The organism is Burkholderia sp. BCC0405 (assembly GCF_902833075.1).
GTDB lineage: Bacteria > Pseudomonadota > Gammaproteobacteria > Burkholderiales > Burkholderiaceae > Burkholderia.
Window position 1 is genome coordinate 43788 of sequence record NZ_CADFEO010000007.1, and the last position, 18526, is coordinate 62313.

17 protein-coding genes are annotated in these 18526 nt (G+C 66.3%); 10 read left to right on the forward strand and 7 right to left on the reverse strand.

Annotation, left to right across the window (positions count from 1 at the left end; translation table 11 throughout):
- Positions 1-36 precede the first annotated feature (36 nt).
- The 4 genes from HWX36_RS13195 (at position 37) to HWX36_RS13210 (ending at position 4746) form a co-directional block, all read left to right on the forward strand.
- Positions 37-1920 carry an ATP-binding protein gene (locus tag HWX36_RS13195; RefSeq protein ID WP_175952537.1) on the forward strand — a complete coding sequence of 628 codons (1884 nt, stop codon included), beginning with the start codon at positions 37-39 and terminating at the stop codon, positions 1918-1920.
- Positions 1910-3271 carry a sigma-54 dependent transcriptional regulator gene (locus tag HWX36_RS13200; protein WP_175952538.1) on the forward strand — a complete coding sequence of 454 codons (1362 nt, stop codon included), beginning with the start codon at positions 1910-1912 and terminating at the stop codon, positions 3269-3271. The genes HWX36_RS13195 and HWX36_RS13200 overlap by 11 nt, the downstream gene beginning before the upstream one ends.
- Before the next feature lie 22 nt (positions 3272-3293).
- Positions 3294-3623, forward strand: coding sequence for a DUF3579 domain-containing protein (locus tag HWX36_RS13205; protein WP_175952539.1), 330 nt, complete (start codon positions 3294-3296; stop codon positions 3621-3623).
- A gap of 271 nt (positions 3624-3894) precedes the next feature.
- Entirely contained in the window at positions 3895-4746 is an 852-nt protein-coding gene (locus HWX36_RS13210) for an alpha/beta hydrolase (protein ID WP_175952540.1), read from the forward strand.
- Positions 4747-4895: 149 nt separating this feature from the next.
- On the opposite strand, the gene HWX36_RS13215 is transcribed toward HWX36_RS13210, so the two are convergent.
- Positions 4896-5309: a PACE efflux transporter gene (locus HWX36_RS13215; protein ID WP_175952541.1), complete on the reverse strand. Its 414-nt coding sequence runs from the start codon at positions 5307-5309 to the stop codon at positions 4896-4898.
- 99 nt (positions 5310-5408) lie between these two features.
- On the opposite strand from HWX36_RS13215, the gene HWX36_RS13220 reads away from it, so the two are divergent.
- Positions 5409-6299 (forward strand): LysR family transcriptional regulator, encoded by an 891-nt coding sequence (locus HWX36_RS13220; protein ID WP_175952542.1) that lies wholly within the window; start codon positions 5409-5411, stop codon positions 6297-6299.
- A gap of 72 nt (positions 6300-6371) precedes the next feature.
- Here HWX36_RS13220 and HWX36_RS13225 read toward each other — a convergent pair whose 3' ends face one another.
- Positions 6372-6803, reverse strand: a complete 432-nt coding sequence (locus HWX36_RS13225; RefSeq protein WP_175952543.1) for a Tautomerase enzyme — start codon at positions 6801-6803, stop codon at positions 6372-6374.
- 125 nt (positions 6804-6928) lie between these two features.
- On the opposite strand from HWX36_RS13225, the gene HWX36_RS13230 reads away from it, so the two are divergent.
- Positions 6929-7525 (forward strand): TetR/AcrR family transcriptional regulator, encoded by a 597-nt coding sequence (locus HWX36_RS13230; RefSeq protein WP_175952544.1) that lies wholly within the window; start codon positions 6929-6931, stop codon positions 7523-7525.
- Positions 7526-7618: 93 nt separating this feature from the next.
- Here the strand turns inward: HWX36_RS13230 and opcM are convergent, their stop codons facing one another.
- Genes opcM through HWX36_RS13250 form a run of 4 tightly spaced genes read right to left on the reverse strand, consistent with a single transcriptional unit; the run spans position 7619 to position 14523 of the window.
- On the reverse strand, positions 7619-9154 hold the full coding sequence (opcM, locus tag HWX36_RS13235; RefSeq protein ID WP_175952545.1) for a multidrug efflux transporter outer membrane subunit OpcM: 1536 nt from the start codon (positions 9152-9154) through the stop codon (positions 7619-7621).
- A 10-nt stretch (positions 9155-9164) separates the two neighbouring features.
- On the reverse strand, positions 9165-12365 hold the full coding sequence (gene ceoB, locus HWX36_RS13240; protein WP_175952546.1) for a multidrug efflux RND transporter permease subunit CeoB: 3201 nt from the start codon (positions 12363-12365) through the stop codon (positions 9165-9167).
- Between the two features lie 45 nt (positions 12366-12410).
- The gene (gene ceoA / locus HWX36_RS13245) at positions 12411-13628 is read right to left on the reverse strand and encodes a multidrug efflux RND transporter periplasmic adaptor subunit CeoA (protein WP_175952547.1); all 1218 of its coding nucleotides are present in this window, start codon (positions 13626-13628) and stop codon (positions 12411-12413) included.
- A 34-nt stretch (positions 13629-13662) separates the two neighbouring features.
- Positions 13663-14523: an alpha/beta hydrolase gene (locus tag HWX36_RS13250; protein WP_175952548.1), complete on the reverse strand. Its 861-nt coding sequence runs from the start codon at positions 14521-14523 to the stop codon at positions 13663-13665.
- Between the two features lie 174 nt (positions 14524-14697).
- On the opposite strand from HWX36_RS13250, the gene ceoR reads away from it, so the two are divergent.
- Both ceoR and HWX36_RS13260 read left to right on the forward strand, forming a co-directional pair.
- Complete coding sequence (ceoR, locus tag HWX36_RS13255; protein WP_175952549.1) at positions 14698-15702, forward strand: putative multidrug efflux transcriptional regulator CeoR; 1005 nt, start codon at positions 14698-14700, stop codon at positions 15700-15702.
- A gap of 480 nt (positions 15703-16182) precedes the next feature.
- Complete coding sequence (locus tag HWX36_RS13260) at positions 16183-16476, forward strand: DUF4148 domain-containing protein (protein ID WP_027790465.1); 294 nt, start codon at positions 16183-16185, stop codon at positions 16474-16476.
- Between the two features lie 220 nt (positions 16477-16696).
- Here HWX36_RS13260 and HWX36_RS37120 read toward each other — a convergent pair whose 3' ends face one another.
- Positions 16697-16918, reverse strand: coding sequence for a purine nucleoside permease (locus HWX36_RS37120; protein WP_244136413.1), 222 nt, complete (start codon positions 16916-16918; stop codon positions 16697-16699).
- A gap of 292 nt (positions 16919-17210) precedes the next feature.
- On the opposite strand from HWX36_RS37120, the gene HWX36_RS13270 reads away from it, so the two are divergent.
- Both HWX36_RS13270 and HWX36_RS13275 read left to right on the forward strand, forming a co-directional pair.
- Positions 17211-17771, forward strand: coding sequence for a PAAR domain-containing protein (locus tag HWX36_RS13270; protein ID WP_175952550.1), 561 nt, complete (start codon positions 17211-17213; stop codon positions 17769-17771).
- Positions 17772-17834: 63 nt separating this feature from the next.
- Positions 17835-18521, forward strand: a complete 687-nt coding sequence (locus tag HWX36_RS13275; protein WP_175952551.1) for a M35 family metallo-endopeptidase — start codon at positions 17835-17837, stop codon at positions 18519-18521.
- Positions 18522-18526 lie beyond the last annotated feature (5 nt).

Sequence of the window (18526 nt, forward strand, 5' to 3'; positions counted from 1 at the left end):
TCGGGCGTCCCGCCGTGCGGACGGTTGCGGGCTTCGATGAGGGCGAACGTGCAGAAGAGCTTCAAGGGAATCCCGTGGTGGGGCTGGGCATCGGCCGGCGTGCTGTACATGTGCGTCGCAGCCGCGGCCGTCGATTTCGCGTGGGAACGCGCGATCGACGCGCTCGAGGAAGCCGGCGCGCACCGGCTTGACCTGTATGCGTCGAGCCTGAAAAGCGAACTCGGCCGCTTCGAGATCCTGCCCGGCCTGGTCGCGCGTCAGGACGGCGTGCGCACGATGCTGAAAACCGCGCCGAACGACGCCCCCGAGCTCGTGCACACGGTCGACACCTACCTCGAAGCCGTGAACCGCGACGCGGGCAGCGGCGCGGTCGACGTGATCGACCTGCAGGGCGACGTGATCGCCGCCAGCAACTGGAACGAGACGCTCAGCTTCGTCGGCACCAACGTGTCGTACCGGCCGTATTTCAAGGACGCGCTCGCGCGCGGCAGCGGCCGCTTCTTCGGCATCGGCACCAACACCGGCGTGCCGGGTGTCTACTTCGCCAGCGCGGTGCGCGACGACGGCGTGCCGATCGGCGTGGCCGCCGTCAAGATCAGCGTCGATCCGCTCGAATCGGCGTGGCGTGCGCCGGGCGTCGCCGCGATGGTCGTCGACAGCAACGGCGTGGTCGTGATCTCGACCGAACCCGCGTGGAAATTCACCGCGCTGCGCCCGATCACCGCGCAGCAGCAGCATGACATCCAGGCGTCACGGCAATACGCGGGCCGCACGGTCGACGCGCTGCCGTACCGCCGCATCGGCGACCGCAGCGCGGCCGCGTGGTTCGGCACCTTTCCCGATACGCGTCACAGCGGCCGCACCACGCGCTATCTCGTGATGTCGCGCCCGGCGCCGCAGGCCGGCGATTCGCTGATGGTGCTGCTCGACATCGCGGGCGCGCGGCGCCAGCAGCAGACGGCCTTCGTGTTCGTCACCGGCGCGTTCCTGATCGCCGCGCTGCTCGCCGGCTACGCGATCCAGCGCCGCCGGGCGATCGTCGCGCGGCTGAACGCGCAGGACGCGCTGCGGCGCGCGAACGACCAGCTCGAGCTGACCGTCGCGCAGCGCACGGCCGCACTGACGGCCGCGAACGAACGGATGCAGCGCGAGATCGTCGAGCGCGAGCGCACCGAGCAGCGGCTGCGCGCGTCGCAGCAGGAAGTCGTGCACGCGGGCAAGCTCGCGGTGCTCGGGCAGATGGCCGCCGGCCTCACGCACGAACTGAACCAGCCGCTCGTCGCGATCCGCACGCTGTGCGACAACGCGCGCACGTTCTTCGAGCGCGGCCAGCCGGCGCCGGCGCTCGCCAATCTCGAGCGAATCGGCAAGCTCGTCGACAGCATGGCCGTGCTCACCGGCGAGCTGAAGACCTTCGCGCGCAAGCCCGACGTCGAACGCGTCGCGGTCTCGCTGAACGAGGCCGTCGCGCATGCACGGCTCATCTACGACGCGCGGATCCGCGACGAAGGCGTGCAGCTCGACGTGAACATCGCGCCCGGTACCGCCGTGTCGGCCGAATCGAGCCAGCTGCAGCAGGTGATCGTCAACCTGCTCGGCAACGCGCTCGACGCGGTACACGACGCGCCCGTGCGCCGCATCGTCATCGAGGCCGCCGGGCCGGACGAAGCCGGCCGCGTGCGCTTCACCGTCGCCGACAGCGGCGCGGGCATCGCGCCCGAGGTGCTGCCGCACCTGTTCGAACCGTTCGTCACGACCAAGCCGCGCGGCCAGGGCCTCGGGCTCGGCCTCGCGATCACGTCGCGCATCGTCGAGGCGTTCGGCGCGAAGATCGCCGCGACGAACCGCGACGAAGGCGGCGCGCAGTTCAGTATCGAATTCGCGGCGGCAACGCTGCAAAGGACAGAGCATGGAAGATGAGATTCGGGTGCTGGTCGTCGAGGACGATGAAAACGTCCGGATCGGCGTCGAGCAGGCGGTCGCGCTTGCCGGCTTCGCGGTCGATGCGTTCGCGTCGGCCGCCGACGCGCTGCATCACGTCGCGCCCGGTGCGCCGGTCGTGATCGTGTCGGACGTGCGGATGCCGGGCATCGACGGGCTGCAGCTGCTCGATCGCGTGATGGCCATCGACGCGCAGATCCCGGTCGTGCTGATCAGCGGCCATGCCGATATCTCGACGGCCGTCGGCGCGATGCAGGTCGGCGCGTACGACTTCATCGAGAAGCCGTTTTCGTCGGACGTGATCGCGGGGCGCGTCGCGCGCGCGGTCGAGAAGCGCCGCCTGACGCTCGAGGTGCAGGGCCTGCGCGCGGCGCTGAACAACTGGCAGGGCATCGAGGCGTTCGTGCTCGGCAAGTCGCCCGCGATGGCCGACGTGCGCAAGAAGATCCTGCGCCTCGCCGATACGTCGGTGTCGGTGCTGATCACCGGCGAAACGGGCACCGGCAAGGAACTGATCGCGCGCAGCCTGCACGACTTCGGCAGCCGGCGCGACGCGCATTTCGTCGCGCTGAACTGCGGCGGCCTGCCCGAGCAGGTGTTCGAGAGCGAACTGTTTGGTCACGAAGCCGGCGCGTTCACCGGCGCGATCAAGAAGCGCATCGGCAAGATCGAATGGGCGGACGGCGGCACGCTGTTCCTCGACGAGATCGAGACGATGCCGATTCCGCTGCAGATCAAGATGCTGCGCGTGCTGCAGGAGCGCGTGGTCGAGCGGCTCGGCGCGAACGAGCTGATTCCGGTCGACTGCCGCGTGGTCACCGCATCGAAGGCCGATCTCGCCGAACTCGCGGCCGACGGCCGCTTTCGCGCGGACTTGCTGTATCGCCTCAACGTCGCGCAGATCGAGCTGCCGCCGCTGCGCGAGCGGCGCGAGGACGTGCCGCTGCTGTTCGAGCATTTCGTGCTCGCGGCCGCGCGGCGCTTCGGGCAGCCGGCGCCGGTCGTCACGGCTGCGCAGGTATCCGAACTGATGACGCACGCGTGGCCCGGCAACGTGCGCGAGCTGCAGAACGTGGCCGACCGCTTCGTGCTCGGGCTGACCGGCGACAGCCTGCTGTCGTCCGGCGGCACGCCGGCCGCGGGCGGCACGCTCGCGGAACAGCTCGCGTATTTCGAGCGGATGCTGATCGAGGACATGCTGCAGCGTCATAACGGCAACGTTGCGGACGCAAGCGTCGCGCTCGGGATGCCGAGGAAAACGCTCTATCACAAGCTGCGCAACCTGCGGATTCCCGCGCGCGGCGACGCGGCAGCCGATGGCGGCGAGTGACGCGAACGAGGACACGCACAGCATGGATCGCATCGAAGTCACCGAACAAGGCCGCATCACCGGCCACCTGATCCGCGGCGTCACGCGCGCGCAGAAAACCTTCCGCCCGAGCGACTGGCCCGAGCGCCTCGCGGGTGTCATCACGCTGTTCGTCGGCGAACGGCGGCCCGGCTATCCGTGCGCGCTGTCGCGGCTCGCGATGCCCGTCGTCGACGGCGGCGTCAAATGCCTGTTCGTGTCGGACGAATTGCGCACCGTGTGCGCGGACGCATTCGACTTCGCGATGCAGTTCGCGGCCGACAACGACCTCCCCGTCGAGCTTCAGAGCGCGCCCGCATTGACAGTGCGCTGACGCGCGGGCCGCTTTCGCGGCTCGCGTGCTTCCCGTTTTCCAAAGGTGCGATGCGCAGGTGCGCAGGCCGCCGCACGCCTTTTTTCGGCCATTCCGGCGCTGCGACCCACCGTTAGACGATTGAAAGCATCGATACCCGTCCCCTTCCGACAAGGGTTTCCGGCCGAGCCATCAATAAAATTGATCGTCACGATGAAAATTATGCGTTTTCCTTGCAGGTCGCCGTGATGCATAGTTGCGTCGTGTTGACGCACCTTTGAGTCTTTCAGTCATGAACATGCGAATCGAGCCGTCCGTGCTCGCGAACCCCGACCTGCAATTTGCGACGCTTTCGTCAGGCATCAGCCTGCCGTATGTCGAGCGGGGCAACGGAGCGCCGATGGTGTTCGTGCACGGCTCGCTGTGCGATTACCGCTACTGGGATCCGCAGCTCGCATCGCTGTCGGCCCACTACCGCTGCATCGCGCCGAGCCTCAGCCATTACTGGCCGGCCGTCGAAGCAGGCATCCAGGACGAGTTCAGCTGGCAGAACCACGTCGACGAGCTCGCCGAATTCATCGATGCGCTCGATCTCGGCCCCGTGCACCTGGTCGGCCACTCGCGCGGCGGCAGCGTCGCGTTCAACGTGGCGCGCCAGCATCCGCACCTCGTCGAGTCGCTGACGCTCGCCGATCCGGGCGGCCCGCTGCAACAGCCGGGCGTGCGCGAAGCCGCGCTGCCGGCCGCCGCGATCGCGCTGCGCACGAAGGCCGTGAACCTGATCGGGCAAGGCGACGTCGAATCGGGCCTCGAGATGTTCGTCGATTCCGTGAGCCTGCCGGGCGCATGGAAGAAGAGCACGTCGCGTTTCCGCACGATGGCGATCGACAACGCGAGCACGCTGCCGAAGCAGTTGCGCGACCCGCTGCCCGCGTATTCGCAGCACACGGCCGGCGACATCGCGTGCCGCACGCTGCTGATCGACGGCCAGCGCAGCCCGAAGATGTTCCGCAACAACGTCGACACGCTGTCGCAGTGGATCGGCAACGCGCAACGGCAGACCGTCGCCGGTGCGTCGCACGGGATGAACGCCGCGAGCCCGGCCGTGTTCAACCGCTTCGTGCACGAGTTCGTCGCCGCGTAAGTTCTCCCGGGCGGCTTCTGCGCCGCCCGTTCTCCTCGCCGTTCAGCGACGATGCGGATACGCGCCGCATCGCCGCTTCATCGACCGCCGTGCGTCACCGGCGCGTCCGTCCCATCGATCTGCCTGCGCCCGCGCCACACTGTCGCTGATCAGACCGCCGGCTCCGCCTTGCGCGTGACCGCATCGGGCAACCCGAACACGCTGTCGAACGCCCAGTTGTACGTGAACGTGAAGATCGGGAAAAACACGATCAACACGGCGTCGTACAGGAACGCCTGCAGCAGCGACACGTCGAGCCACCACGCGATCAGCGGGATCAGGAACGTCACGAGCGCGACCTGGAAGCCGATCGCATGCAGCACGCGGCGACCGACCGTGCGCGTCGTCGCCGCACGCTTGCGCTCCCACGCCTCGAACGCGAGGTTGTACAGGAAATTGACGGTGACGCCCGTCGTCGAGATCATCACCCCCATCACGCCGCTCGTCGCCACGCTCGCGCCGCTCAGCATGCCGAGCACCTCGAACATCACGACGTAGACTATGCGTCTCTTCCACCCTTGCATGACCATCCACCTTCCATCGAACAAGGTGGCGAGACTATCAGCGGGTAGCACGTCCGCAAAAGTCAGGTCCTTTCAATTTTTCTGACAGGAAGCCCTCGCATGCTGACCAGCGACCACATCGACATGCTGCTGACCGTCATCGACAAAGGCTCGTTTTCCGCTGCGGCACGTGCGCTCGGCCGCACGCCGTCGGCAGTCAGCATGGCGATCGCGAACCTCGAGGCCGAACTCGGGCTCGTGCTGTTCGATCGCGGCACGCGCGAACCGACGCCGACCGCCGCGATGGCCGCGCTGCTGCCCGACGCGCGGTCGATCGCCGAGCAGTTGCAGGTGCTGCGCGCGCACGCGCAGCACCTGTCGGAAGGCGTCGAAGACACGCTGCGGCTCGGCATCGCGGCCGAAATCGACCCGGCGCCCGTCGCCCGCGCGCTGACGGCGGTCGCCGCGAAGTATCCGGCGCTCGCGATCAGCGTCGTCACGGCGCCGCAGGACGCGATCGTCGACGCGCTGCATCGCACCGCCATCGATCTGTGCGTGGCGTACTGCGGGCTCGACCTTCATCCGCAGGAGCAGATTCATGCGCTGTGGACCGAGACGCTCATTGCAGTCGCCGCGCCGAGCCATCCGCTGATCGCCGAAGCCGCGCATCCCGAAGCGATCGAGCGGCTGTCGGGCTTTCGGCAGATCGTGATCGCCGATCCGGAGCGGCCGCTGACCGACATTCGGCCGGTGATCGGCAACCGCACATGGAAGGTGACCGACATGGCGACCGCGATCGCGCTGGTGAAGGCCGGTCATGGCTGGGCGAACCTGCCGGCCTCCGTGATCGGCCGATATGTCACCGACGGCGAACTCGCGCCGCTCGTGTTCGCGAACATCCGCAACGGGCTGCCGCTGCCGGTTTACCTGCGCCGGCCGAAACACACGGGGCTCGGCAAGGCGGCCAGCGAACTGGTCCGCGCGCTGCGCGCTGCAGGCGAAGAAAAATGACCGGCGTGGCGGCGAACGCCGCCACGCCGTCGGTCAACGCATGACGGCTTGACCGTTAGTTGCGAGTTGCGATTAATGCGCTGTCACCGCCGCACTCTGGATCGAATCGACGAGCGCCGCGTTGTCGTAGCGTCGTCCGGCAATGCCCCATCCACCGTCGACCGCATGGACGACGTTCACCCAGACTTGCGCAGGCGTCAGCCGCCCGCCCGCACGGCGCAGCACGATCGCGGTCGCCCGTTCGACGAATTGCCGTTGCCGGTCGGGCGCCGCCAGCGCCACCGCGGGCAGCTTCAGTTCGACGAACGCGGCAGGCTCCGCGCGCCCGTGCACGAAGGTCCGGTGCCGCGGCAGCACGTTGAGCGTGCCCACCACGTTCGGCTCCAGGAACGCATTCCCGGTCAACCCCTCGACTTCCAGCAGCGCATCGGTCAACTCGGCAAACACCGGCCCTTCGTCGTCCGGCGTGAAAACCCCTTCGGATACTGTCAGCGTAATCGGCATCGCACTTTCTCCTGGTCAGGTCATCGGTTGGGTGACGTGATATAAATATCAGTCACTCTCTATACAATAGACACTGATCACTCTCTTTGCAAGATAAAGAGCGATCGCTCTGAAGCGAGCCAGTCATGCGTTATACCGTCGAGCACAAGCACGAAACCCGCACGCGCATCCTCGATGCCGCGAGCCGCCTGTTCCGCCAGGAGGGGTATGGCGGTTCCGGCATCGGTCCGCTGACGAAGGCGGCGGGTGTCACCAACGGCGCGTTCTACGGCCATTTCAAAACGAAGGGCGAAGCGTTCCGGCAGGTCGTCCTCGATGGCCTCGACCAGCTCCGGCAGGGCGTCGCGACGCTCAAGGCCGAGCACGGCGCGCGCTGGCGGCGCACGTTCGTATCGTTCTACCTCGGCCCGCGGCGCACGTGCGAACTCGGCGAAAGCTGCGCGCTGCCCAGCCTGTCCCCGGAAGTGATGCGCGCCGACGACGAAACGCGCGACGCATACGCGCACGCATTGCGACAGATCGTCGACGAAGTGTCGTCCGGGATGGACAACCCACCCGACGACGACCGCGCGATCGCGCTCCTTGCGCTGCTGTCGGGCGGGGTCACGCTCGCGCGCGCGGTGCGCGACCCCGAGCTGGCGCAGCGCATCGCCGATGCGGTCGGGCGGTACGCGGTGGTGATCGCCGAACGCACTGACGTGCAGCCGGAGCAACAGGTGTAACCGGCCGCCAACAAAAAACCCCGATCCGCGTCGTCACGGATCGGGGTGCTTCGATCGACCACTTGTTGCAACGGCCCGCCTTGGGCCGGCGCGTCAACGCGCGGCCACCTCCGCCTTGACGGACGCCGCATCGCCGACCGCCGTCGGCGCCGCCCCCCACCCGCCGCCCAACGCGCGGATCAGGTTCACGGTCGACACGGCCTGCGCACCGGTCAACTGGTTCGCCTGCAGTTGCGACTGGAGCACCGAGCGCTCGCTGTCGATCACGTCGAGATAGGCAACCTCGCCTTCCTGATACTGCGTGCGCGACAACGTCGCCGCGCGGCGCGACGCATTGACCGCCGCATCCTGCGCGCGGATCTGGTCGTCGAGCAGGCGCAGGTCGGCGAGATTGTCCTCGACCTCGCGGAACGCAACGAGCACCTGCTGCCGGTAGTTCGCGACCTGCTCGTCGTACTGCGCGCGCGCCTGCTGCACGCCGGCCGCACGGCGTCCGCCGTCGAACAGCGGCAGCGTCAGCGCGGTGCCGGCGAACGGCCCGAGCAGGAACGTGCGGCTCGACCACAGGAACAGGTTGCCGAGCGTCGACGCTTCATACCCGAACGCGCCCGTGATATCGAACTTCGGGAAATACGCGGACTTCGCGAGGCCGATCCGCGCGTTCGCGGCCGCCATCGCACGCTCGGCCGCCGACACGTCCGGGCGGCGTTCGAGCAGCGCGGACGGCAGGCCCGGCGGAATCTTCACCGCGACCGGCACGATCGGCGTCTCCTTGAACCCGAAATCCGCCGGCGCCTTGCCGAGCAGGATCGCGAGCGCATGCTCGGACGCCGCGCGCCGGCGCGCGACGCCGACTGCATCGGCCTGTGCGCTGGCCAGCTCGTTCTTCGCGCGCGACACGTCGAGTTCGCTGATATCGCCTTCGTTGAAGCGGCGCTGCACGAGCTTCAGCGCCTGCTCGCGCAGATCCACGGTGCGGCGGTACAGGTCCTGGTCCGAATCGAGCTGACGCAGTTCGAAGTAGTTCTGCGCGACGTCCGCCTGCAGCGCGAGCTGCACCGAGCGGAACAGCGCTTCGCTCTGCGCCTGGTCGGCTCGCGACGCCTCGACGTTGCGGCCGACTCGGCCGAACAGGTCGGCCTCGTACGACACCGTGCCCTGTGCGCGCCACAGCGTCGCATTGGTCGGGCCCGTGCCCTGCGGCTGGAACTGCGACGCCGACGACAGCCCTTCGCGCGTCGGCCCGAAGCCGGCGCCGACTTGCGGGAACCACTGCGAGCGCGCCGAACGCGTCGCCGCGCGCGCTTCCTCGACACGCGCGGCCGCGGCCTTCAGGTTCTGGTTCGCGGCAAGCGCCTGCGTCTCGAGCGCATCGAGCACCGGGTCGCCGAACACCTTCCACCATTCGCCGCGATGTTCGGCGTCCGACGGCTCGGCCGTCTTCCACGTGCCGGCCTGTTCGCCCGCGGCGAGCGTCGGCGCTTCCTTGAACGCGGCGGGCGTCGGCGCATCCGGGCGCTTGTAGTCGGGGCCCACCGCGCACGCGGCAAGCAGCGTCGCGAGCAGGGTGCTCGCGGCCGCCACCTTCGCGAAGCGCATCAGGCCATTCGTGTTGTGCATGTTGTCCATCGTCTTATCCTCAAGCATCCGAAGCCGGCACGCCCGGGGCCGTCACGCCGTAACCGGCCGAGTCCTTGCCCGCGACGTGAATCTTGCCGCCCGCGAGCGTGCGCAGCACGACGTAGAACACCGGCGTCAGCATCAGCCCGAACAGCGTCACGCCGAGCATCCCGAAGAACACCGCGACACCCATCGCATGGCGCATTTCCGAGCCGGCACCCGTCGACGTGACGAGCGGCACCACGCCCATGATGAAGGCGATCGACGTCATCAGGATCGGGCGCAGCCGCAGCCGGCTGGCCTCGATCGCAGCCTCGAGCGGCGTCCTGCCGTCGTGTTCGAGCTCACGCGCGAATTCGACGATCAGGATCGCGTTCTTCGCCGACAGCCCCACCAGTACCATCAGGCCGATCTGCGTGAAGATGTTGTTGTCGCCCTGCGTGAGCCACACGCCCGTCAGCGCCGACAGAATGCTCATCGGCACGATCAGGATCACCGCGAGCGGCAGCGTCAGGCTTTCATACAACGCGGCGAGCACGAGGAACACGAGCAGCACGCTGATCGGGAACACGTACATCGCCGAATCGCCGGCAAGAATCTGCTGGTACGTGAGGTCGGTCCATTCGAACCGCACGCCGCGCGGCAGCGTCTCGTGCGCGATGCGCTCGATCGCGGCCTGCGCCTGGCCCGACGAGAAGCCCGGTGCCGGGCCGCCGTTGATGTCGGCCGCCGTGTAGCCGTTGTAGCGCACGACCATTTCCGGGCCGAACGTCGGCGTCACCGTGACGAGCGACGACAGCGGCACCATCTCGCCCTTGTCGTTGCGCGTCTTCAGCTGCAGGATGTCGTCCGCGCGCTGGCGGAACGGCGCATCGGCCTGCACGCGCACCTGGTACACGCGCCCGAAGCGGTTGAAGTCGTTCACGTACAGCGAGCCGAGATACACCTGCATCGTGTTGAACACGTCGGTCACGGGCACGCCGAGCTGCTTCGCCTTCACGCGATCGAGATCGACGTTGAGCTGCGGCACGTTGATCTGGTAGCTCGTGAACAGGGGCCCGAGCTCAGGCGCCTGCTGCGCGCGCTTGATGAAGTCGTTGGATGCATCCGCAAGCCGCGCATAACCGACCGCGCCGCGATCCTCGATCTGCATCTTGAAACCGCCGAGCGTACCGAGGCCGAGCACCGGCGGCGGCGGGAACACCGCGACGAACGAGTCCTTGATCGCGCCGTACTGCTGGTTCAGCGCGCCGGCGATCGCACTGGCCGACAGCGCCTTGCCGTGCCGTTCGGAGAACGGCTTCAGCGTGACGAACACGATGCCCGCGCTCGAGCTGTTCGTGAAGCCGTTCACCGACAGCCCCGGGAACGCCACCGCGCTCTCGACACCCGGCTGCTTCAGCGCGATCGAACCCATGTCGCGGATCACCTTCTCGGTGCGGTCGAGCGATGCGCCGTTCGGCAGCTGCGCGAACGCGATCAGGTACTCCTTGTCCTGCGCGGGCACGAAGCCGCCCGGCACGACCTTCGACACCAGCACGGTCGCGCCTACCAGCACGAGGTACACGCCGAGCATCAGCGTCTTGCGCGACAGCACGCCACGCACACCGCGGCCATAGTTCTCCGCACCGCGATGGAACACCTTGTTGAAGCCGCGGAAGAAGCCGCCGAGCACGCGGTTCATCACGCGCGTGAGCCAGTCTTCCTTGTCGCCGTGGCCCTTCAGCAGGATCGCGGACAACGCCGGCGACAGCGTCAGCGAGTTGAACGCCGAGATCACCGTCGAGATCGCGATGGTCATCGCGAACTGCTTGTAGAACTGGCCGGTCAGGCCCGACATGAACGCGAGCGGCACGAACACGGCGACGAGCGTCAGCGCGATCGCGATGATCGGCCCGCTCACTTCCTGCATCGCCTTGTAGGTCGCCTGCCGCGCGTTCATCCCGCTCTCGATGTTGCGCTCGACGTTCTCGACCACCACGATCGCATCGTCGACCACGATCCCGATCGCGAGCACCATCCCGAACAACGACAACGCATTGATCGAATACCCGAACGCGAGCAGCAGCGAGAACGTGCCGATGATCGACACCGGCACCGCGATCAGCGGAATCAGCGACGCGCGCCAGGTCTGCAGGAACACGATCACGACGATCACGACCAGCGCGATCGCTTCCAGCAGCGTGTGCACGACGGCCTTGATCGACGAACGCACGAACTGCGTCGGGTCATAGACGATCTTGTAGTCGATGCCCGCCGGCATGTCCTGCTTCAGCTCGGCCATCGTCTTGCGCACTTCGTCCGAGATCTGCAGCGAGTTCGCGCCCGGCGACTGGTTGATCGCCATCGCGACGGCCGGCTTGTTGTCGAGCAGCGAGCGCAGCCCGTATTCGGACGCGTCGAGCTGGATCCGCGCGATGTCGCGCAGGTGCGTGACGCCGCCGTCCGGCGTCGTCTTCACGACGATGTCGCCGAACTCGTCTTCCGTCTGCAACCGGCCGCGCGCGTTCACCGACAACTGCAGCGGCGTGCCCGGCAGCGACGGCGATGCGCCGATCACGCCGGCCGCGACCTGCACGTTCTGCTCGCGGATCGCCTGCACGACGTCCTCGGCCGAGAGCCCGCGCTGCGCGACCTTCTGCGGATCGAGCCACACGCGCATCGCATAGTCGCCCGAACCCCACAGCTGCACCTGGCCGACGCCCTGGATCCGCGACAGGCGATCCTTCACGTTGATCAGCGCGTAGTTGCGCAGGTAGGTCATGTCGTAGCGGTTGTCCGGCGAGATCAGGTGGACCACCATCGTCAGCGTCGGCGAGCTCTTCACCGTCGTGATGCCGAGCCGCTGCACGTCTTCCGGCAGGCGCGGCAGCGCCTGGTTCACGCGGTTCTGCACGAGCTGCGTGGCCTTGTCCGGATCGGTGCCGAGCTTGAACGTGACGGTGATCGTCATGTTGCCGTCGCTGTTCGCCTGCGACTGCATGTAGAGCATGTCCTCGACGCCGTTGATCTGCTCTTCAAGCGGCGACGCGACCGTCTCGGCGATCACTTTCGGGTTCGCGCCCGGGTACTGCGCCTTCACGATCACCGAAGGCGGCACGACTTCCGGATACTCCGAAATCGGCAGCAGGAACATCGCGATCACCCCGCCGAGCAGGATGATCACCGATAGGACTCCTGCGAAAATCGGTCGGTCGATAAAGAATTTTGAAATGTTCATGTGTGGCTCTGTCTGGTTGAACGCGGATACGAAGCGGCGGGCCGCTTACGAATCCGCCTTCGCCGGTGCGGCCGGCTTCGCGGTGCTCGCGAGCGGCGCGGACGGTGCGTCACCGCCCGTCATCGGGACCATGTGCGGCTTCACCTGTTCACCGGGGCGCACGCGCTGCGTACCGTTCACGACCACGCGATCGCCGGCGGAGAGCCCGCTCACGATCACGCGCTGGTTGCCGTGCTGCATCCCCTGCTGCACTTCGCGGTACGACACGCGGCCCTGCTGGTCGACGACGAACACGAACTTCTTGTCCTGGTCGGTGTTGATCGCCGCGTCGTCGACGAGCAGTGCCTCGTGCGGCGCGCTGCCGCCCACCTTCACACGCGCGTAGAGGCCCGGGACGAGCGCGCCGTCGGCGTTGTCGAAGCGCGCGCGCACGCGGATCGTGCCGGACGACGTATCGAGCCGGTTGTCGACCGAGTCGATCTCGCCGCTGCGCGAGTAGCCCGTTTCGTTCGCGAGACCGAGCTCGACCGGCACCTTGCGGCCACTGCGCGCACCGCTGATGTATTGCAGATAGGTCTGCTCGTCCGCGTCGAACGATGCGTAGATCGGCGACACCGATACCAGCGTCGTCAGCGGCGCGGCCGATGCACCGGCCGACACGACGTTGCCGAGCGTGATTTCCGCACGCGACACGCGGCCCGACACCGGCGCGGTGATCCGCGTATAGCCGAGGTTGATGCGCGCCGTTTCCAGCGCCGCTTCGGCGGCCTTCAGGTTCGCCGCCGCCTCGCGCGCCGCATTCTGCTTCTCGTCGTAGTCGCGTTTCGCGATCGCGTTGTCGCCGATCAGCCGCTGCGCGCGCTGCCAGTCGGTCTGCGCATAGCCGTTGCGCGCCTGCGCGGCCGCGAGCTGCGCAGCCGCACGATCGGTTTCGGCCTGGTACGGGCGCGGGTCGATCACGAACAGCACGTCGCCCTTCTTCACGAGCGCGCCGTCCTTGAAGTTCACCGCGACGATCGTGCCCGACACTTGCGGGCGCACGTCGACTTTCTCGACCGCTTCGAGGCGGCCCGAATAACTCTGCCAGTCGGTCACGGTCTGCGGCACGACGGTCGCGACGTCGACTTCGGGCAGCGGTGCTGCCGCTTTCTCCGGTGCGTTTGCGTTCACGCGCATCGCGCCGAACGTTCCGAGGCCGACGACGGCGAGCGTCACGATCGCCGCTGTCGCGATTCGGGAACGGGAGGTGCGTAGGATGGCCATGTGGATCTCCAGTAAACGTGGATTGGTTTTTTGGTTATTCGGAACGGTTCGGCTGGCGCGCCTGGAAGCGGCACAGGAAGAAGCGCACGGCTTCCTCGAATGCGGCTTCGTGCGTCGCGAGCGCGGCGTGCGTGATGTCCGGATAGCGGATCACCTGCGTGAGCACGCCCGACGAGATCAGGCAGCCCGCATATTTCTCCGCTTCGACGTGCAGCACGTCGTTCTGCGCGGTGACGACGAGCGTCGGCGGCAGCCCCGCGAGGCGCACCGATTCGAGCGGCGCCGCGTACGGGTGCATGCGTTGCGCGGCCTGCGGCAGGTACGCGCGATAACATGCCGCGCATTCACGCGCGGTGATGTCGGATGCGAGGCGCTCGGCGTCGCCGATGCGCGTCATGCTCGGGTCGAGCATCGGCCCGAACAGCGCCTGCGCGGCGATCGACACTTCGCCGCGGTCGCGTGCGATGAATGCGAGGCAGTTCGCGAGCTGGCCGCCCGCGTCGTGACCCGCGACACCGATCTTCTTCGGGTTGCCGCCGAACGCGCGGGCGCGCGTCGCGGCCCACACGGCGGCGCGATACGCATCCTCCGGCGCGGCCGGAAACGGAAAGGCCGGCGCGAGCGAATAATCGACCGACACGACGAGCGCTGGTAAGCGTTCTGCTAAAAAACGCGCGGCGAAATCGGCGTCTTCGAGCGAACCGCGGACGAAGCCGCCGCCGTGGAAATAAAGCACTACCGGCAACCCGGTCTTGTCCGGGCGGCGGTAGAGGCGCAGCACGATGTCCTGCGCGTAGCCGGGAATTTCCACTTCGGCGACCGTCAGCGCCGCGCCCGCCGTGGCTTGCGCGGGCAAAGCGGCTTTCAGGAATTTGCTGAATTCAGAAGCGTCCATGACGATGCAGCATCCATTTCGAGATGGAACGAATTCTGGGTCCGGCAGACATTGGGATAAATGCCTATAATCCGGCAACACAATTCAACGCCCCCGAACAATCCGAGGCTGCGTTTACCCACGAGGTAGCGCAGCCTTGTCGTTCCGGAGGCTCATTAGATTGCGGAGGTTGTGATGGACCGGCTTCAGGCCATGCAGGTGTTTACTCGCGTCGTCGATACAAGCAGCTTCACCAAGGCAGCAGAAACGCTCAGCTTGCCGCGAGCGTCCGTCACGACGATCATCCAGAATCTCGAAGCATTCCTCGGTGTGCGGCTGATGCACCGGACCACCCGCCGGCTGTCGCTCACGCCGGACGGCGCCGCGTACTACGAACGATGCGTGCGGATCCTCGCGGACGTCGAGGAAACCGAGGCGAGCTTCCAGGCGAACAACCGGAAGCCGCACGGAAAGTTGCGTATCGACATGCCGGGTTCGATCGGACGGCTGCTCGTGATTCCGTCGCTGTGCGAATTTCATACGCGCTATCCGGACATCGACCTGCAGCTCGGCCTGTCCGACCGGCCGGTCGACCTGCTGCAGGAAGGGGTCGATTGCGTGATCCGCGTCGGCGCACTGCAGGACTCGTCGCTGGTCGCGCGCCGGGTCGGCCTGTTCGAATGCGTGACGGTCGCGTCGCCCGACTATCTCGAGCGCCACGGCGAGCCGCAAACGATCGACGACCTGAACCAGCACAAGGCCGTCAACTACTTCTCGAGCCGCACCGGCCGCACGATCGACTGGACGTTCCTGATCGAAGGCAAGGAAGTCGAGATGAAGATGGAGGGCATCGTATCGGTGAACGACGCGGATGCATACGTGACCTGCGGGCTCGAAGGCTTCGGGCTGATCCAGCCGCCGCTCTTCATGGTGCTGCCGCATCTGCGCGAAGGCCGGCTCAAGGAAGTGCTGCCCGGCGTCAAGCCGCTGCCGATGCCGATCTCGGTCGTGTATCCGCACAGCCGCCATCTGTCACCGAAAGTGCGCGTGTTTGTCGACTGGGTCGCCGAAGTGTTCGACCGCTGCCCGCTGCTGAGCGGCAAGGGCAGCCTCGACGCAACGTGCAGCAAGCGCACGTTCGAGGAAGCCGAGCGCGCACCGGCGCTCGAAACGCCGGTCATCAACGAGTGGGTCGCGTAACGCCTGAACCGCGCGACTGAATCGCGCATCCGAACTGCACGCGCGGGCGGCGAGGCCCGCGCGTTGCCCCGCCACCGCGCCCCGCCTCCGTGCCCCGTTTCCCGCCCGGCGCACCCGATCCTTCCCGAATCCGCAGCAAACCTTTGTGCCGCGCGACGCAATCGTCCGCGTGCGTCGTCGCGCACCGTCGTCGCTCCCGTGCGAGGCCCGCTGCAAGCGGGTTCGAGCGGTTTCCGCATAACCCTGCAAAGTGTACGGATGTCGATTGTTCCGCTGACGCGACAATTCAATTCGCATCCGCCGCATTTATCGCGACGGAACGGATACCTAGAGTAAACCCTGTCGCGCACCTCGTTGCGCATCGAACGGATCCCGCTTGATGGGACCGGAGTCAGCGTTCTGGCGCCAGCTCCGAAATGCCTTGCATGGGATCCGAGTCAGCGCTGAAGCGCTCACTCACATCGACACAGGAGTTTCGCCATGAACCGCCGCCATCTTCTCTCCGCCCTCGCCCTCACGCTCGCCGTGTCCGCACCGGCATTCGCCGATTCGGGTACGCCGCATGCCGGCGACTACGGCAATACGTCGTGGTACTCGCAGCACTACGGCCCGCGCACGCGCGCCGAAGTCAGCGCGGAAGTCGAGCAAGCACGCAAGGACGGCACGCTCGCGTATCTGCGCAAGGCCAATTCGTATCCGCAAGGGCTCGAACTGGCGCAAGGCCCGTATCGCTCGATGCCGGAAAGCAACCAGCTCGCCGGCGGAGGCCGGTAAACGCGCAACGCCGCGCAACGGGTTGCCCCGTGCGCGGCGTCGCGATTCCCTTGTCGACGACTCGCCGAGTCAGTCAGTTGGATAGTGAGTTGCAGGAGCACATGATGAACGATCAACTTCCTTCGCCGCTCGATCACTGGGACGACACCACGCCGGTGTGGACACCGTTCCGTTCGGCCCCGCGCGCGCACTGATCGCCGGCTGGGTTGTCACCCGGCCTTTACCGGCGCGGCACCCCGTCGCGCCATTCGCCCCAGTGCGTCACGATGTCCTGAACGAGCGGATTGCCCGCGCGATACAGGTTTTCGGTCGCCGGGGCGAAGCCGCCTCCGAGCAGTGCCTGGGGCCCGCGAACGCTTGAGACACACAGCCGCAGCCGCGATCGCTGCGACACAATTTGTGACGTTAAACAAGCGAATTCCAGCGACCTGACCTTGGCCATGCGAGGCGCCTCGATTGACACAGGAAAAGTCGCCTGTTTGATCGCGTTTTACGTATTCGTCGGAGCCCGATCAACCGTTCCGGGCAATACAAAGCCGTTTCGCTCTCGACTTCCGCCAGACTGCATGTTTCGCAAGTAAACGCCTATTGGCTAGAGAAAGCGTGTGTCTTGTCGCGCCTTTATTCACACTTCTCAAGCTTCATCTCTCTCCCCGATTCTTTTCGGCAAGTCCATTGTTCGCCCCGGGTACTTAGCATGAGCACTCCCAATGATGTTCCTATGGAGAGCTTGTATGACTGCGTCATCCCAAAGCGGCGAACGGAACGTCCGAACATACCGGCCGGCCGTTCGAGACGGTGATCGGACGACGACTCGTGGCCGCGTCGTTGCCCACTCTTCCACGATATTCGACCACGGCAAGCATGTCGCGCTCAACGGAGATCGCGCGACATGCGGCAACTGCGAGGGAAACTTCAGCATTTTCGGGACTGGCAAAGGATTGTTCGGGAACGGACGGGATGCCGTCGTCGACGGCGACCTGGTGATGTGCCCATGCGGAAGCAACCGTGTCATGGCCGGGCAGGATTCAAGCATTTTTCTTGCACACGGCCTCGGCTCCAGTCATCTGTCCACTGCCTCCCAGGCAGTTTCCTCCACCGGCGAGGTCTACGACGAACAGTTTCAATTGATCGACCAGATCACCGGGCGCCCGTTAGCAAACGTCCGCTATCGCATTACTTCGGACACCAACCCTCACTCAACCATCCAGGGCACGACCGACGACGCCGGGCTGACGCGACGCGTCATCACCTTTGGCTACGGAAAGCTGCATCTGGACATCCAGACAGGTTGAATCTCTTGCGCCCGGGCATGCCCCGCAACACGCCACACCACCCCGCCTACATCAGGAAAACCGATGCCGCCTAGAAATTCCGATCCCGCGAACGACGAGGAATGGATCCGAGTCGCAACCGTACCGACCAATACGAAAACCGATTCCCGCGCCCCCATCTCGCTATCACTCGACGGACCGCCAATTTGTCCGAACATGACGGATTCAGCGTTCCGGAAGCGGATGCTTGAATTGCGAGACGATGCGGTTGTGATCACCCGGCAGCGCCATTTGGAAATGACGCGATGGTGGCCGTCCACGGAAGCACGCGTGATCGAATGGTTCGGCTCATCACATGTCGATGTTCGACGCAGGCTGGCGTCGGGACTCGACGCGCTTGCCAGCGTGATGGCCGGCCTCGGCCCGGAAAACTTCGTTCGCACCGGCTCCGATGCCGACCGCGCGACAGGATGCCTTCCGAACATGAAGCATCTTGACGCCGAGGTTGCGCATGTTTGCCGTCCGGACACCGCAACTCATACCATTGCCATCAATCTCCCGTTCTGCTCGCTACCCGAGCGATCGGCCGGCAATCTCTCCTCGCAGCAACTGACCATCGTTCACGAATGCGCCCATTTTGCAGACACGTTCGGCGCGGGCGACCATCCAGGGGCATACGGCCGCACTGCCTGTGCCCAGTTCGCGAGACATTATCCGGACAGGGCGATCAGCAACGCAGACAACATCGCCTGGTTCATTCTGGCGCGTTAGATCGG

Bases quoted from the DNA above. Each gene is read 5' to 3' on its own strand.
- opcM (WP_175952545.1), bottom strand. From the start codon at position 9,154: ATGGACAACATGCACAACACGAATGGCCTGATGCGCTTCGCGAAGGTG.
- HWX36_RS13205 (WP_175952539.1), top strand. From the start codon at position 3,294: ATGGATCGCATCGAAGTCACCGAACAAGGCCGCATCACCGGCCACCTG.
- HWX36_RS13200 (WP_175952538.1), top strand. From the start codon at position 1,910: ATGGAAGATGAGATTCGGGTGCTGGTCGTCGAGGACGATGAAAACGTC.
- ceoA (WP_175952547.1), bottom strand. From the start codon at position 13,628: ATGGCCATCCTACGCACCTCCCGTTCCCGAATCGCGACAGCGGCGATC.
- ceoR (WP_175952549.1), top strand. From the start codon at position 14,698: ATGGACCGGCTTCAGGCCATGCAGGTGTTTACTCGCGTCGTCGATACA.
- HWX36_RS13250 (WP_175952548.1), bottom strand. From the start codon at position 14,523: ATGGACGCTTCTGAATTCAGCAAATTCCTGAAAGCCGCTTTGCCCGCG.
- HWX36_RS13195 (WP_175952537.1), top strand. From the start codon at position 37: ATGAGGGCGAACGTGCAGAAGAGCTTCAAGGGAATCCCGTGGTGGGGC.
- HWX36_RS13270 (WP_175952550.1), top strand. From the start codon at position 17,211: ATGACTGCGTCATCCCAAAGCGGCGAACGGAACGTCCGAACATACCGG.
- HWX36_RS13225 (WP_175952543.1), bottom strand. From the start codon at position 6,803: ATGCCGATTACGCTGACAGTATCCGAAGGGGTTTTCACGCCGGACGAC.
- HWX36_RS13210 (WP_175952540.1), top strand. From the start codon at position 3,895: ATGAACATGCGAATCGAGCCGTCCGTGCTCGCGAACCCCGACCTGCAA.
- HWX36_RS13260 (WP_027790465.1), top strand. From the start codon at position 16,183: ATGAACCGCCGCCATCTTCTCTCCGCCCTCGCCCTCACGCTCGCCGTG.
- HWX36_RS13220 (WP_175952542.1), top strand. From the start codon at position 5,409: ATGCTGACCAGCGACCACATCGACATGCTGCTGACCGTCATCGACAAA.
- HWX36_RS13275 (WP_175952551.1), top strand. From the start codon at position 17,835: ATGCCGCCTAGAAATTCCGATCCCGCGAACGACGAGGAATGGATCCGA.
- ceoB (WP_175952546.1), bottom strand. From the start codon at position 12,365: ATGAACATTTCAAAATTCTTTATCGACCGACCGATTTTCGCAGGAGTC.
- HWX36_RS13230 (WP_175952544.1), top strand. From the start codon at position 6,929: ATGCGTTATACCGTCGAGCACAAGCACGAAACCCGCACGCGCATCCTC.
- HWX36_RS37120 (WP_244136413.1), bottom strand. From the start codon at position 16,918: ATGGCCAAGGTCAGGTCGCTGGAATTCGCTTGTTTAACGTCACAAATT.
- HWX36_RS13215 (WP_175952541.1), bottom strand. From the start codon at position 5,309: ATGCAAGGGTGGAAGAGACGCATAGTCTACGTCGTGATGTTCGAGGTG.